The organism is Brevibacterium sp. (assembly GCF_052105255.1).
Taxonomy (GTDB): domain Bacteria; phylum Actinomycetota; class Actinomycetes; order Actinomycetales; family Brevibacteriaceae; genus Brevibacterium; species Brevibacterium linens_B.
Window position 1 is genome coordinate 1 of the sequence record NZ_JBQDYQ010000011.1, and the last position, 13,357, is coordinate 13,357.

The window sequence follows — 13,357 nt, forward strand, 5'->3', positions numbered from 1 at the left end:
GGTCGACCTTGCCCTGGGCATGCTCGACCGTGATGGTGACCTTCTCGCCGGGCTGAGCGCCGCTGACGCCGATCTTGATGCCGTCGTTCAGGAAGTCCTCGGAGCTGACCTCGGTCGGGTTGATGAACATGGATGCCTGCGCATCAGCGGCAGGCTTCTTGTCCTCGGTGCCGGGGCTGGCCGGACCGGTGGACTCGGCAGCCTCGTCGTTCGAGTCCTCGTCCTCAGTGCTCGGAGCCTCGGTGGTGGGCTCCTCGGACTTCGGTGCCTCGGCGGTGGGCTCTTCGGACTTCGGTGCCTCGGTGGTGGGATCCGAAGTCTCGGTGGGCTCCGAAGTCTCGGTCGGCTCCTCGGCCGGTCCCGGGACGGCGCGCTTGGCCCGGTCGTCCGGCTCTTCGGTCTCCGATGGGCTCGGCTTGGGTGCCTCGGTGGTGGGCTCCTCGGTCTTCGTCTCCGTCGGTTCCGGGGCCTTCGTGGTGGGGTTCTCGGTCTTCGTCTCCGACGGCTTGGGTGCCTCGGTCGTCGGGGCCTTTGTGGTCGGGGCCTTCGTCGTCGGCTCCTCGGTCTTCGTCTCCGTCGGCTCCGGCGACTGCGTCTCGCTCGGAGTCTCCGAGGGAGTCTTGATCGGACCGGTGGCCGACTCGCACTTGTCGTCGTCGCCCGTGCCCGGTTCGTCGACCTCGGAGGCCTTGGAGACGACCTCGAAGGTCACCTTCGAGGACTTCTTCTCGGACTTGAGGTCGGTGAGGTAGAGCGAGTATTCGCCGAGGGGAACCTTCGCACCTTCGGTCACGGTGAAGAAGTAGGTGCCTGACACCTCACCCTTCTCATCGACCGTGAGCTTCTTCTCGGGCGAGTATTCGGTGCCGTCGGTGCCGACGACGGCCACGGTAGCCTTCTGGTCCGGAGTGAACCCAGTGCCGGAGAAGCCGATTCCCTTCTTATTGTTCGCGATGTCGGCTCGGGAGACCTGCGCGTGCGCAAGGGTCGCCTGAGGATCCGACTCATCGGGAACCGAGGAATCCGCTTCGGAGTCGTTCGATGACTGCTGGCCATCCTCCTGGGCGCAGACCTCCGTGGGAGGGACCGTGGCGGGGGACGATGTCTGTGCCAACGCCGGGGCGCCAGCAAGACCTGTCAATGCAACGGCTACTGCGGGGGCAAGCACAAGACGCGAGGTCTTCACAGTAATGCCTTTCGATTGTTGTCTACCCACGAAAGGCGATGGGACTCCCGGCATTCCTTGGCTTAAGAAGGGGAAGGCACCATCGTGCGCGGGTCCGTACAGCTCATAACTCTAAAGCATTCACCGGTTGCGATGGGGAGACACACGGGGAAAAACCAGCATTTATCGCAGAGATCGTTATCAGTTCGTGACATAGACTCGGCGTGTCGCTCACCCATTGAAGAGAATTCCGCGAATCACAACGATGTGATTTGTGAGCGTGATGAGGTCGGAACGACTACCATCGGATACGTGACTCTCCTTTCCGACCGCGACATCCGCGCCGAGCTCGACTCCGGTCGCATCGCCCTCGATCCCTATGACCCCACGCTGATCCAGCCGGCCAGCGTCGATGTCTGCCTCGACCGGTACTTCCGGCTCTTCGACAACCACAAATACGCGGTCATCGATCCGAGCCTCGAGCAGCCCGAACTCACCCGCTTCGTCGAGGCCGCTCCGGGGGAGCCGTTCGTCCTCCACCCGGGCGAATTCGTCCTCGCCTCCACCCATGAGCTCGTGACTCTGCCCGTCGACGTCGCCGCTCGGCTCGAGGGCAAGTCCTCGCTCGGACGTCTGGGCCTGCTGACCCACTCGACGGCCGGATTCATCGACCCCGGCTTCAGCGGCCATGTCACGCTGGAGCTGTCGAACGTCGCGACCCTGCCGATCACCCTGTGGCCGGGAATGAAGATCGGCCAGCTCTGCTTCTTCCGGCTCAGCTCGGAGGCGGAGAATCCCTACGGTTCCCAGGCCACGGGCAACCGCTATCAGGGGCAGCGTGGCCCGACTGCCTCCCGTTCGCATCTCAACTTCTACCGGAGGGACATGTGATCACCCGCCGCGAACTGCGGCTGCAACGCGAAGCCGCTGAACGCGCCGCCCGCGAACAGGCCGACGCCGCGCGCTATCAGAAGCCGGACGCCCGGGCCGCGAGTCGGCGACGGAGCGGAATGCCGTCGACGGGGCGGCCCGGCTACGGCGGTGACACGTCCGCGCCCGAGGACACGGCCACCTCGGCGGATCTGCGGGGATTCCACCTCATCCTCCTCGATGACGCGGTCGAGGTATCCGACGTTCTCGCGCTCATCCACAACAAACTGCCCGACCTGCACCCGCAGCTCGACGAATACGGTCGGATGCGGCTGAGCCGGCATTCTCAGCTCAGCTCCGGTGCCCCGCTCGACCCTGCCGATGCCGCCGCGCTGGAGGTCCCCGACTGGGCCAGCCATGCGATCGTGATCGACTGCCCCCGCGACCGGCAGCCGAGCCCGCCGCCGGACTGGTTCGCGGACGCCGACGGACTCCACGAGGCCTTTCCCGCTGGGATGCCGGACCGGGAGGAGGAGCGGATGCTCAGCCTCATGCTCTCCGTCGCCTCCCGCCTCCACACGGGCGTGCGTCTGGCCGACGAGCCCGGACTGCCGACGCGGGTGATCATCCCCGACCCCGAGGCGAAGATCGACCTCTACATCTACTCCTCGTATTGGATGGAACCGCCCGTCGTCCTCGACTTCGTGCGCCGCCATGCCCCACAGGCCTTCCAGCAGGCCCTGCCCACTCCCGACGAGGATGTGCTGGCCCAAGCGAGCATCGACGATCCGCTCTTCGACCCGTCCGCCCCGGTCATCCTCGACGGCTATGCCCTGCTCGTCCCGCTCGGCGAGATCGACGAATCCGCCGGCAGCCTCGAGATCCGGGTGATGGAGGCCGAGTGGGTTCCGCCGATCATCGCCGCCCACACCGACGCCCCGCAGATCGAATACCACGTGCATTGGATGGATGCCGAGTCGAAGCGCTATCAGCCGAACCAGGGGCGCCGATTCCGGCGGATGCGCAGCCGGGTTGCTGAGCTCACCGACGCGATCGGGGCCGAGCTGCTCATCGGTTCGGCGGGCATCGGACTCGACGAGAACGGCTTCCTCGTGACCAGCCGACAGCTGCGTGCATGATCGGTGCCATGCCGGGGCAGGACCGGTCTCAACTGACGTCCTGCGATTCGGGAAACGGCACCTGTCCGTGCGAAAATGACCTGACGAACCTTTCTCACAAACAGGCATATGACGGAGGTGGCCGCCGGTGATGATCATGACAGGAGCCTTCTTCGGGGCATCTGTCATCGCCTACCCCCTGGTTCGCCTGCTCGGCCGCAACGCCTTCTTCCTCCTCGCCCTCGTTCCCTTCGCGGGACTGCTGTGGAGCCTGTCGGCGATCTCCGATCTGTTCGGCCCCGCGGCCCAGCCGCTCGTCGAGAATCTCGACTGGCTGCCCGAGCTCGGCCTCTCCGGAGTCTTCCGCCTCGACGTGCTCTCCTGGATCATGACGCTGCTGGTCACCGGGGTCGGTGCTCTCGTCTTCGTCTACTGTGCACGCTACTTCCCGCCCGACGAGCCGGGCCTGGCTCGGTTCGCGGGAATCTTCATGGCCTTCGCCGGAATGATGTACGGGCTCGTCGTCGCCGACGAACTGCTCATGCTCTACCTGTTCTGGGAAGGCACCACAGTCTTCTCGTACCTGCTCATCGGGCACAGCCAGTCGCGCCGTCGCTCGCGGCAGGCTGCCCTGCAGGCGCTCATCGTCACCACGGCCGGCGGCCTGGCCATGCTCGTGGGCATGATCCTGCTCATCACCGCCACCGGCACCGGGCAGATCTCGACCCTGATCGACCGTGCCCAGTCCGGAATGGACACGGGCGGGGTCATCGTCTCCGCCGTCATCCTCATCCTCGTCGGCGCGGTCTCGAAGTCCGCGCTCATGCCCTTCCACTTCTGGCTGCCCGGCGCCATGGCCGCACCCACCCCGGTCAGCGCCTATCTGCACGCCGCGGCGATGGTCAAGGCGGGAATCTACCTCGTCCTGCGCCTGGCACCGGGCTACCACAACATCCCAGGCTGGTCCGAGGTGCTGCTCACCCTGGGTCTGCTGACGATGTTCATCGGCGGGTGGCAGGCGCTGAAGCAGACCGACCTCAAGCTGCTTCTGGCCTTCGGCACGGTCTCGCAGCTCGGCTTTCTCACCACCATGGCCGCGTTCGGGACTCCGGACATCACGAAGGCGGCCCTGGGCCTGCTCATCGCCCACGCCCTGTTCAAGTCGTGTCTGTTCCTGTGCGTCGGCATCATCGACCACCGTGCCGGCACTCGTGACCTGACGAAGCTCTCCGGCGGTTGGAGGGCCTTCCCCGTCGTCGCCGTGTGCGCGACGATCGCAGCCGCCTCGATGGCGGGGCTGCCGCCGCTGCTCGGCTTCGCCGCGAAGGAAGCCGCATACTCGACGCTGCTGTCCTCGCCGGACAAGACCTCGGTCATTGCCTTCATCGGGATCATGATCGGCTCGATCCTCACCGTCGCCTACTCGGCCCGCTTCGTCTGGGGCGCGTTCTCGTCGAAGCCGGGCGTCGATGACATCGCCCGCCGCGACGAAAAGCTCACCCTCGTCGTCTCCCCGCTCATCCTCACCGCGCTGACCCTGGCGCTCGGCCCGGGAGTCGGACTGCTCGACGGCTACTTCTCCGCCTGGACCACCGGACTGCCGGCTGTGGCCGAGGGCGACGGGCACTACCACCTCGCGCTGTGGCACGGATTCGAACCGGCGCTCGCCTTCACCGCTGTGACCGTCGCCGCGGGCCTGGCCCTGTTCATCGTCCGCCGTCCCTTCGCGAAGGTCCAGGCGACACTGCCGTCGGGACTGGACTTCCACGAGCTCTACCGAATGCTCATCGGCCGGATGGAAGCCCTGGCGCTGTGGGTCACCGCCCGCACCCAGCGCGGCTCGCTGCCGTTCTACCAGGGCGTGGTCTACTTCGTCCTCGTCGCCGGATTGGGTCTGGCGATCATCGCCAACGACACGTGGAACATCACCTTCCGGCTCTGGGACACTCCGCTGGATCTCATCGTCGCGGCCGTGCTCGTCATCGTCGCGATCGGGGCCACCCGCGCGAAGAAGCGCTTCACCGCCGTCGTCGTCACCGGCATCTCCGGCTATGCGATGGTCGCCTACTTCGCCTTCGTCGGCGCTCCCGACCTGGCCCTGACCCAGGTGCTCGTCGAGACCATCACGATCGTCGTCTTCGTCCTCGTTCTCCGCCGGCTGCCGGCGCGCATCGGTGAGTCCACCGGTCGCCTCACCCCCGCGTGGCGGGCGATCATCGGCGGCGCCGTCGGCATCACCGTCATGCTCGTGGTCCTCATCGCCACCGGAGTGCGCGTGGCCGATCCGATCTCCACCGACTTCGGACAGCTCGCCTACGAGCTCGGCCACGGCAGGAACATCGTCAACGTCACCCTCGTCGACATCCGCGCGTGGGACACGATGGGCGAGATCTCGGTGCTCGTGGCCGCCGGAACCGGTATCGCCGGTCTCATCTTCGTCCGTGGTCGCGAAGGTCACCTGCACCGGTTCGAGAGGAAGAAGGACGGCACCGAGGCGGCCGGCCGCATCCGCTTCCAACCCGTGGCCGAGGACGTCGTCGATCTCCACCACGCCGGCCGCGGCGAGGGGCTGTCGCAGAAGCGAGCGTCCTGGCTCATCGCCGGACGCACCCTGGCCCCGCGCAACCGGTCGATCATCCTCGAGGTCACCGCACGCCTCATCTTCCACGCCGTCATCATCTTCTCCGTCTATCTGCTCTTCGCCGGCCACAACGACCCGGGCGGCGGATTCGCCGGCGGCCTCGTCGCCGGCCTCGCCCTCGTCGTGCGCTACCTCGCCGGAGGCAAGTACGAACTCGCCGAGGCGGCCCCCTTCACCCCCTCGGGAATGCTGGGCACCGGCCTGGTCACCGCGATCCTCACCGTCATCGGAGGGTGGATCTGGGGTGAGACGGTCTTCGACTCCGTCTACCTCGAGGGCGATCTGCCGCTGCTGGGCCACGTGTCCTTCGGCACCTCGACGTTCTTCGACATCGGCGTCTACCTCATCGTCGTCGGCCTCATGCTCGACATCCTCCGCTCGCTGGGGGCCGAGGTCGACCTGCACCAGGAACGCGACGAGGCGATGCTGACCGACCGCATCCACGACAATGTGAACTTCTCCGAGAACCTGGGGGCGACTGCCGAGCACCGAGCCGTGTCCGAGATCATCGACCGGGTCAATGAACTCGACGTCGACAACGGTGCGGAAGGGGGCCGACTGTGAGCGTCTCCTTCGTCATGGTCCTGGCCATGGGCGTCCTCTTCGCGGCCGGCATCTATCTCATGCTCGAACGCTCCCTGACGCGCGTTCTGCTCGGCTTCATCCTGCTCGGCAACGGAGTGAACCTGCTCATCATCCTCACCGCCGGGCGCGGTTCCCCGCCACTGACCGACGGTGAGAACCTGTCGACCGCGGGCATGTCCGATCCGCTGCCGCATGCCCTCGTCCTCACGGCCATCGTCATCACCTTCTCCGTGACGGCATTCCTGCTGGCGATGATCTACCGGTCCTGGAGGCTCATGCGCGCCGATTCGCTGCAGGACGACGACACCGACCTCCAGGTGGCGATCACGAAGCTCATCGACTCCGAGGCGGAGGCGAGCACCGACTACGACGACACCGAGTTCGGCGACGAGGCGGAGTCCCCGATCACCGGCGCCATCGACCTCGACGACGACGGCACTCCTGCGGAGCGGGAGGAACTCGTCGACGATATCGAGGATGCGTCGACTCCGGCCGAGGCCGATGCCATCGCCGAGGCGGCCGTGGACTCGCAGACGGAGGCCCACAGTGCCGAGGAGGCCGAAGTCGCCGACGAGGCCAAGGACGCCAAACAGGGAGACGACTCATGATCGATCTTCTGCCCGTACTCGTTCCCCTGCCGGTTCTGCTGCCGCTCATCGGCGCCGGCATCGCGCTGATCCTGTCCAAGCACACGCGGGCGCAGAATCTCGTGTCGATCGCGATCCTGGTCGCGGTCATGGCCATCGCCACGCTGATCCTTCTCGGGGTCGATGTGCACGGACCGCAGGTCGTGGCGATCGGCGGGTGGCAGCCACCGGCCGGCATCGTGCTCGTCGCCGACAGGCTGTCCTCGCTTATGCTCATCGTGTCCTCGATGGTCACCCTGTGCGTGCTCGTCTACGCACTGAGTCAGGACGCCAACGACGACTCGAACGAGACCCCGATCTCCGTGTTCAACCCCAGCTACCTGGTGCTGTGCGCGGGCATTGCGAACTCGTTCCTCGCCGGAGACCTGTTCAACCTCTACGTCGGCTTCGAGATGTTCCTCGTCGCCTCGTATGTGCTGCTCACGCTCGGTGCCACGGCGGAGCGGATTCGGGCGGGAGTCACGTATGTGATCATCTCGCTGGTGTCCTCGGTGATCTTCCTCGCCGCCATCGGCATCATCTACGCCGCGTGCGGCACCGTGAACATGGCGCAGCTGGCGGAGAGGATCTCGGATCTGCCGGCCGATGTGCAGATGATCCTCCACGTCCTCCTGCTGTTGGGCTTCGGCATCAAGGCCGCGATCTTCCCGCTGTCCTTCTGGCTTCCCGACTCGTACCCGACGGCACCGGCCCCGGTGACTGCGGTCTTCGCGGGACTGCTGACGAAGGTCGGCATCTATGCGATCATCCGCACCGAGACTCTGCTGTTCTCCGAATCGTCCCTGCGGGTGCCGCTGCTCATCGCGGCGGGCCTGACGATGCTCGTGGGCATCTTCGGCGCCATCGCGCAGTCGGAGATCAAGCGGATCGTGTCCTTCACCCTGGTCTCCCATATCGGCTATATGCTCTTCGGCGTGGCCCTGGGGACGAGTGTGGGCCTGTCCGCGGCGATCTACTACACGGTTCACCACATCATCGTCCAGACCGCGCTGTTCCTGGCCATCGGACTCGTCGAAATGCGCGGCGGGTCCACCTCGACGAGGTCGCTGGGCGGTCTCATGGTGCTGTCTCCGGTGATCACGATCATCTTCTTCATCCCGGCGCTCAATCTCTCCGGCATTCCGCCGTTCTCCGGGTTCATCGGCAAGGTCGCGCTCTTCCTCGCCGGATTCGACGATCAGGCGTGGCTGCCCACGGTCCTCATCGTCGCGGGCACCGTGACGAGCCTGCTCACCCTCTATGTCATCGGCCGTACCTTCAACCTCGCATTCTGGCGTGATCCGGCCGATGTGGAAGAGCCGAACGAGGACCTCGTCGACGAGTTCACGGAGCGGAAGAAGACGCTGTTGGCGGGGAAGACGTGGAAATCTCAGATCGGAGTTCCCCCTGCCATGGTGGCGGCCACCTCGGTGGTGGTGATCGCCTCCATCGTGCTCACGATCGCCGCCGAACCCCTGTGGGACATGTCGAACCGGGCGGCTGAGAACCTCTCGACACCGCTCGACTACGTCACGAACGTACTCGGAGGTGATGACTGATGAGTCCCGATCGCGAGCACGGAGGGCCCCGAAATCAGGACCAGGACGGTGCGCAGGGCCGGGCCCGAGCTCAGCGACAGGTCCGCGACCAGGGCCGGACCCGCGACCTGGGTCCGGCCAGCGGCCAGGGCCAGAACCGTGCGCCGGCTCCCAACCGGGCGCGGATGAGCCGGGGCCGCGGAATCATCCAGCAGCTCGTGCTGCTGATCTCGCTGGTCCTGCTGTGGCTGATGCTCTGGGACGCGATCACGGTGGTCACCGTGGTCACCGGAATCGTGCTGGCCTTCATCGTCACCCGCGTGTTCTATCTGCCGCCCGTCGTGCTGTCCGGACGGTTCAACGTCTGGCATGCCACGGTGTTCGGCCTGTGGTTCCTCTACTCGGTCCTCCACGCCTCCGTCGAAGTCGCCTGGTACGCGTTCCGCCGCAAGGCGGTCGGAGCCGGGTCCGTCATCGCCTGCGATCTGCGCACGAGCTCGGATCTCGTGCTCACCCTCATCGCCGATACCGCCAGCCTCATCCCCGGGTCGATCATCATCGACAGCGACCGGGCCATGGGCATCCTCTATCTGCACTTCCTCGACTGCGATTCCGAGGAGAAGCTGCGTAAGGCCAAGGCGCAGGTCTACTTCATCGAAGAGCTGCTCATCCGCACTCTCGGTTCGCACCGTGACCTCGCCTCCCTGCGGGCCAGGCCGGATCCGCTGGGCGAGACCGAGGGAGGTCGCTGATGAGTGAGATCGTCCTCCACACGCTCGTCATCGCCGGTTCGGTGCTGTTGGCCGCCTCGGTGGTCATCGCGCTCTTCCGGATCGTCCGCGGTCCGTCGATCCTCGATCGCATGATCGGCACCGACGTCGTGCTCGCTTCGATCATGTGCGGGCTCGGCGGGTATATGGCGCTGTCCGACCGCACGGATCTGCTGCCCGTGCTCGTCGTGCTCGCGATGCTCGGCTTCGTCGGTTCGGTGAGCGTGTCGAGGTACGTGTCGAAGTCCGATTCGATGACCCCCGGCGCCGAGGCGGGGGCACTGTCGGACTTCACCAGCACGGATTGGCATATGCCGCGTGATGCGGGGGAGCAGAGCGCCGCAGCGACGGAGATCGGGGAGCCGGAGGTCACCGTGATCGCGGATCCCACCTACGACGCCCACGCCGACAGCGACGGAGAGGGCGAGGGCACCGGGCCCGACCCGGGACCCGATGACGCCGAGCACATGTCGCACGGCGACGGATCGGATCGAGACGGATCGGATCGAGACGGAGAGGGGAACAGTCGTGGTTCTTGACATCATCTCAGCCGTGCTCATCTTCCTCGGTGCGGTTCTGTCACTGGCCGCAGCGGTCGGTCTCGTCCGCTTCGCCGATCTTCTCTCGCGGATGCATGCGAGTGCGAAACCCCAGGTGTTGGGCCTGGTGCTCGTCGCTGTGGCGATCGCGATCCAGTTCCCGACCTGGGCGACGGTGACGACGCTGGCGATCATCATCTCCTTCCAGCTGGTGACGATCCCCGTCGCCACGCATATGGTCGGCCGCGCCGGATATCGCACCAAGCACCTGCGTCGATCTATGCTGTACCGAGATGAACTCGCCGAGGCGGTCGACCGCGCCGAGGCGAGAGAGATCGCCTGGGAACGCCAGAGAGGAACCGGAACTGACCACCATGACGGCTGACAATCACACCCAGCCCCAACCACTCGTCTTGGTCGCCGATGATGAGCCGGACATCCTCAGAGCGGTCGTGCCGTTCCTCGAACGCTCCGGATTCCGGGTGCTGCCCGCCAGCGACGGACTGCTCGCCCTCGACGAGATCCACCGCCACAGACCCGATGTGTGCGTCCTCGACGTGCTCATGCCCGGAGCCGACGGGCGGCAGGTGCTGCGTCGACTGCGCCAGGAGGAGAACTGGGTTCCGGTGCTGCTGCTGACCCAGGTCGGCGAAGGAGTCGAGCGGGCCATGGCACTCGAAGAGGGCGCCGACGACTACCTCAACAAGCCCTTCGATCCGCACGAGCTCGTCGCCCGCATCCGTGCCGTCCTGCGTCGCACCCGCAATGACGGCCCGCCTCTGGCCACGGCCCCGGTGCTCGTGTCCAGCTTCGGCCTGCGCGTCGACCGAGTCGGACGCCGGGCCTGGTTGGGGCAGCGTGAACTCGTCATCACGCCGAAGGGCTTCACCCTGCTCGAGTACCTCATGGTGCACAAGGACGAACTCATCGAACGGTCCCGCCTGCTCGAAGTGCTGTGGGGATTCGAAGAGGCCGTGGGCACGCGTGCCGTGGACTCCCGTGTCGCCGAGCTGCGTCGTGTGCTCGGCGAAGATGCCGCAGAGCCCCGGTGGATCGCCACCGTGCAGGGGCGCGGCTATCGGTTCGTCGGTGAGGTCCGCGGCGAGGACGGTCAGAGCAGTCTATGACGAACTTCCTTGTCTTCGAGATCCAGGTCTGGCTGTTCCTGCTGCTGGTCGTCATCGTGCTCGGCGGTCTGGCCGTCGGTGCCTGGTTCGGCTGGCGGCATCTGAAGAAGCGCGAGGCCGCGCTGCGGGAATCCATCGAGACAGCCGCGGCCGAGGATTCGATGACGAAGCGCAATCGGATGCTCATCCGACTCGATCACGAGTTGAAGAATCCGCTGACGGCGCTGCGCACCTCGGCGGCGAGCATCCGCGAGGTCGTCCGTGACGGCGGCACGCTGAGCGAGGTGGAGCCGGCAGCGAAGCAGGTCGACGTGTCCTCACGCCGGGTCGCCCGACTGCTGGCCGATCTGCGCAAACTCGCCGATGTCGAGACGCGCATCATCGAATACGCCCGCGTCGATCTCGATGCGCTCATCCATCAGGCCGTCGAGGACGCCTCGACTGCGCCGGGCGCCGAGGATCGGATGATCGTGGCCACCGTCGCCCGCGCTCCCTGGCGACTGCCCGATGTCGCCGGTGAAGAGGATCTGCTGCTCACCGCGATCCTCAACCTGCTGGGCAACGCCCTCAAATACTCGTCTCAGGCCGAGGTCGTTGAGCTGCGCGCCAATGAGCAGATCATCGACGGTCATCGCTGGGTCGTCGTCGAGGTCGCCGACACGGGCAGCGGCATCCCGCTGGCCGAACAGGAGAACGTCTGGGACGAGCTCTCTCGCGGTTCTCGTGTGCGGGCGGTGGCCGGTTCGGGGATGGGGCTCTCGCTCGTGCGTGCCATCGTCACCAGGCACGGCGGATCCGTGCAGCTGTTCAGCCAGGAGGGCGTGGGCACCTCGGTGCGTATGGTTCTGCCGGTCCTCGCCGATGCCGCACCCGTGACCGTTCCGCAGATGTCGGATCATATGGATCGGGTCGCCGCCGGTTCGCATGCGGTGCAGCCGGTACAGCAGGCGGATTCGCGGCGGGCACCCGGATTCCTGCCTCCCCGGCAGCCGAATGAGGCCGAACTGCAGGGGCGGATCCTCGGCACTCCCCGGCGGACGTCGAAGCGTCGCCTCGAGAGAGTCGACGGAAACCTGGTCAACCGTCGGACGGGGGAGTCGGTCTTTGGTGGATTCCCACCCGATTCCGGCCAGCATTCGCAGTTCAAACCGCCCCGGCAGGCACCGAACGTCGGCGGACAGAACCCGGGCTATGGACAGCCGCGCGTGGGCGGTCAGTCCGATTCCGGGCCGCAGAGTTTCGGACAGCAACCGGTCGGCAGCCAGCCCGCCGGCGGCCCCAGACCCACCGGCCAGCCGCACGTGGGCAGCCAGCCCAATTCAGGTCAGCAGCCGCCTCAGCAGCAGTACGGACAGGCTCAGCCGAACCAGAACGGCCCGGAAGCGGGGTACCCGGACCAGCGTCGGCACGGTGACCAGCGGTGAGACCGGTGACCGGACGAGCGGCATCGTCGACCTCCTCCGCGGGGAGCGTCGCGTCGAAGGGCCTCCCAGCGGGGAGGTCCGCAATGGGCAGAGCCGTCTCGGGCAGACCAGCCTCGGTGCGGCGAGCCGCAGCCGCCGGCACACTCGCACTGACCGTCCTGCTCAGCGGGTGTTCGGTCTTCCAGATCCGCACCGAAGACAAATCTTCCGGGCCCATGCGGATCGGTGTGCAGGAGACCGCCGGCCCCGAGCCCACGGGCACACCCACCGAGGCCGGAATCCCCGAGGGGATGACGAAGACGTCGGTGACATTCGGCGGCAGCTGCCCGGTCGAACTCAGCTTCGCGCTCGGCGATGACTGGAGGGACAGCAGCGGCAGCACCGATCAGTTCCACGTCTTCACTCACGGCAATGACAGTTCTCGCGCCGATATCATCCTCGTCAACTGCACTGACGAATACGGTGACAGCGCGCAGGAAGTCATCGACAGTAAGCGACGCTACAACTTCTCCGAACAGGACTCACAGGTGTTGGCCGAGCAGACGGGATCTCTGGCCGCGGGGGAGTACTGGAGCTATCAGGGTGAACTCGGTCCCACAGAGATCCTCGCTCTCAACAGCAAACCCACTTATGCGTTCGGCGTGCAGACGGGTTACAAGATCAACGGACGCCTGGTGAATCTGTCCATCGAGATGCGCACACCGAAGACGAACACCGAAGTGGCGGAGGACTTCAAGAAGATGCTGCCGACGGTGACGATCGATGGTGAGAGGGTTCCGGCACCGAGCTTCCGCTGACTTTCCGCGGAGTGTCGAACGGCGCGGCGATCACGTGGCCGCGACCCCCGACTGCCCTGACCGCGAACGCGCCCCGGACCGCGAACGCAATCCGGCCGGCCGCCTCGGCGATCCCGACCGCGAACGCGGACCGACCGGCCGCCTCGGTGAACTGGAG

General features: G+C 66.3%; 11 protein-coding genes and 1 pseudogene. 11 read left to right on the top strand and 1 reads right to left on the bottom strand.

Annotation, left to right across the window (positions count from 1 at the left end):
* A pseudogene (locus ACTIIH_RS05165) lies at positions 1-1,114 on the bottom strand (hypothetical protein); the annotation flags it as partial.
* Between the two features lie 363 nt (positions 1,115-1,477).
* Between ACTIIH_RS05165 and dcd the strand changes: the two are divergent.
* From dcd to ACTIIH_RS05220, 11 genes are all read left to right on the top strand, one after another.
* Positions 1,478-2,056: a dCTP deaminase gene (gene dcd / locus ACTIIH_RS05170; protein WP_101595386.1), complete on the top strand. Its 579-nt coding sequence runs from the start codon at positions 1,478-1,480 to the stop codon at positions 2,054-2,056.
* Complete coding sequence (locus tag ACTIIH_RS05175; protein WP_441450909.1) at positions 2,053-3,174, top strand: hypothetical protein; 1,122 nt, start codon at positions 2,053-2,055, stop codon at positions 3,172-3,174. The genes dcd and ACTIIH_RS05175 overlap by 4 nt, the downstream gene beginning before the upstream one ends.
* A gap of 130 nt (positions 3,175-3,304) precedes the next feature.
* Positions 3,305-6,358 (top strand): Na+/H+ antiporter subunit A, encoded by a 3,054-nt coding sequence (locus tag ACTIIH_RS05180; RefSeq protein ID WP_441450975.1) that lies wholly within the window; start codon positions 3,305-3,307, stop codon positions 6,356-6,358.
* Complete coding sequence (locus ACTIIH_RS05185; RefSeq protein WP_025780485.1) at positions 6,355-6,987, top strand: Na(+)/H(+) antiporter subunit C; 633 nt, start codon at positions 6,355-6,357, stop codon at positions 6,985-6,987. The genes ACTIIH_RS05180 and ACTIIH_RS05185 overlap by 4 nt, the downstream gene beginning before the upstream one ends.
* On the top strand, positions 6,984-8,564 hold the full coding sequence (locus ACTIIH_RS05190; protein WP_441450911.1) for a Na+/H+ antiporter subunit D: 1,581 nt from the start codon (positions 6,984-6,986) through the stop codon (positions 8,562-8,564). Before ACTIIH_RS05185 ends, ACTIIH_RS05190 begins: the two co-directional genes overlap by 4 nt.
* Positions 8,564-9,295, top strand: a complete 732-nt coding sequence (locus ACTIIH_RS05195) for a Na+/H+ antiporter subunit E (RefSeq protein WP_025780487.1) — start codon at positions 8,564-8,566, stop codon at positions 9,293-9,295. Before ACTIIH_RS05190 ends, ACTIIH_RS05195 begins: the two co-directional genes overlap by 1 nt.
* Positions 9,295-9,852 carry a monovalent cation/H+ antiporter complex subunit F gene (locus ACTIIH_RS05200; RefSeq protein ID WP_101595299.1) on the top strand — a complete coding sequence of 186 codons (558 nt, stop codon included), beginning with the start codon at positions 9,295-9,297 and terminating at the stop codon, positions 9,850-9,852. Before ACTIIH_RS05195 ends, ACTIIH_RS05200 begins: the two co-directional genes overlap by 1 nt.
* On the top strand, positions 9,842-10,237 hold the full coding sequence (mnhG, locus tag ACTIIH_RS05205; RefSeq protein WP_025780490.1) for a monovalent cation/H(+) antiporter subunit G: 396 nt from the start codon (positions 9,842-9,844) through the stop codon (positions 10,235-10,237). Before ACTIIH_RS05200 ends, mnhG begins: the two co-directional genes overlap by 11 nt.
* Positions 10,227-10,979 (top strand): response regulator transcription factor, encoded by a 753-nt coding sequence (locus ACTIIH_RS05210; protein ID WP_441450914.1) that lies wholly within the window; start codon positions 10,227-10,229, stop codon positions 10,977-10,979. The genes mnhG and ACTIIH_RS05210 overlap by 11 nt, the downstream gene beginning before the upstream one ends.
* Positions 10,976-12,403: a sensor histidine kinase gene (locus tag ACTIIH_RS05215; protein ID WP_441450916.1), complete on the top strand. Its 1,428-nt coding sequence runs from the start codon at positions 10,976-10,978 to the stop codon at positions 12,401-12,403. The genes ACTIIH_RS05210 and ACTIIH_RS05215 overlap by 4 nt, the downstream gene beginning before the upstream one ends.
* Before the next feature lie 83 nt (positions 12,404-12,486).
* On the top strand, positions 12,487-13,200 hold the full coding sequence (locus tag ACTIIH_RS05220; RefSeq protein ID WP_441450918.1) for a hypothetical protein: 714 nt from the start codon (positions 12,487-12,489) through the stop codon (positions 13,198-13,200).
* The last annotated feature ends 157 nt before the right edge of the window (positions 13,201-13,357 follow it).

Coding starts and splice junctions, on each gene's coding strand:
- ACTIIH_RS05190 (WP_441450911.1), top strand. CDS start 6,984: ATGATCGATCTTCTGCCCGTACTCGTTCCCCTGCCGGTTCTGCTGCCG.
- ACTIIH_RS05220 (WP_441450918.1), top strand. CDS start 12,487: ATGGGCAGAGCCGTCTCGGGCAGACCAGCCTCGGTGCGGCGAGCCGCA.
- ACTIIH_RS05200 (WP_101595299.1), top strand. CDS start 9,295: ATGAGTGAGATCGTCCTCCACACGCTCGTCATCGCCGGTTCGGTGCTG.
- ACTIIH_RS05215 (WP_441450916.1), top strand. CDS start 10,976: ATGACGAACTTCCTTGTCTTCGAGATCCAGGTCTGGCTGTTCCTGCTG.
- ACTIIH_RS05195 (WP_025780487.1), top strand. CDS start 8,564: ATGAGTCCCGATCGCGAGCACGGAGGGCCCCGAAATCAGGACCAGGAC.
- ACTIIH_RS05180 (WP_441450975.1), top strand. CDS start 3,305: ATGATCATGACAGGAGCCTTCTTCGGGGCATCTGTCATCGCCTACCCC.
- ACTIIH_RS05210 (WP_441450914.1), top strand. CDS start 10,227: ATGACGGCTGACAATCACACCCAGCCCCAACCACTCGTCTTGGTCGCC.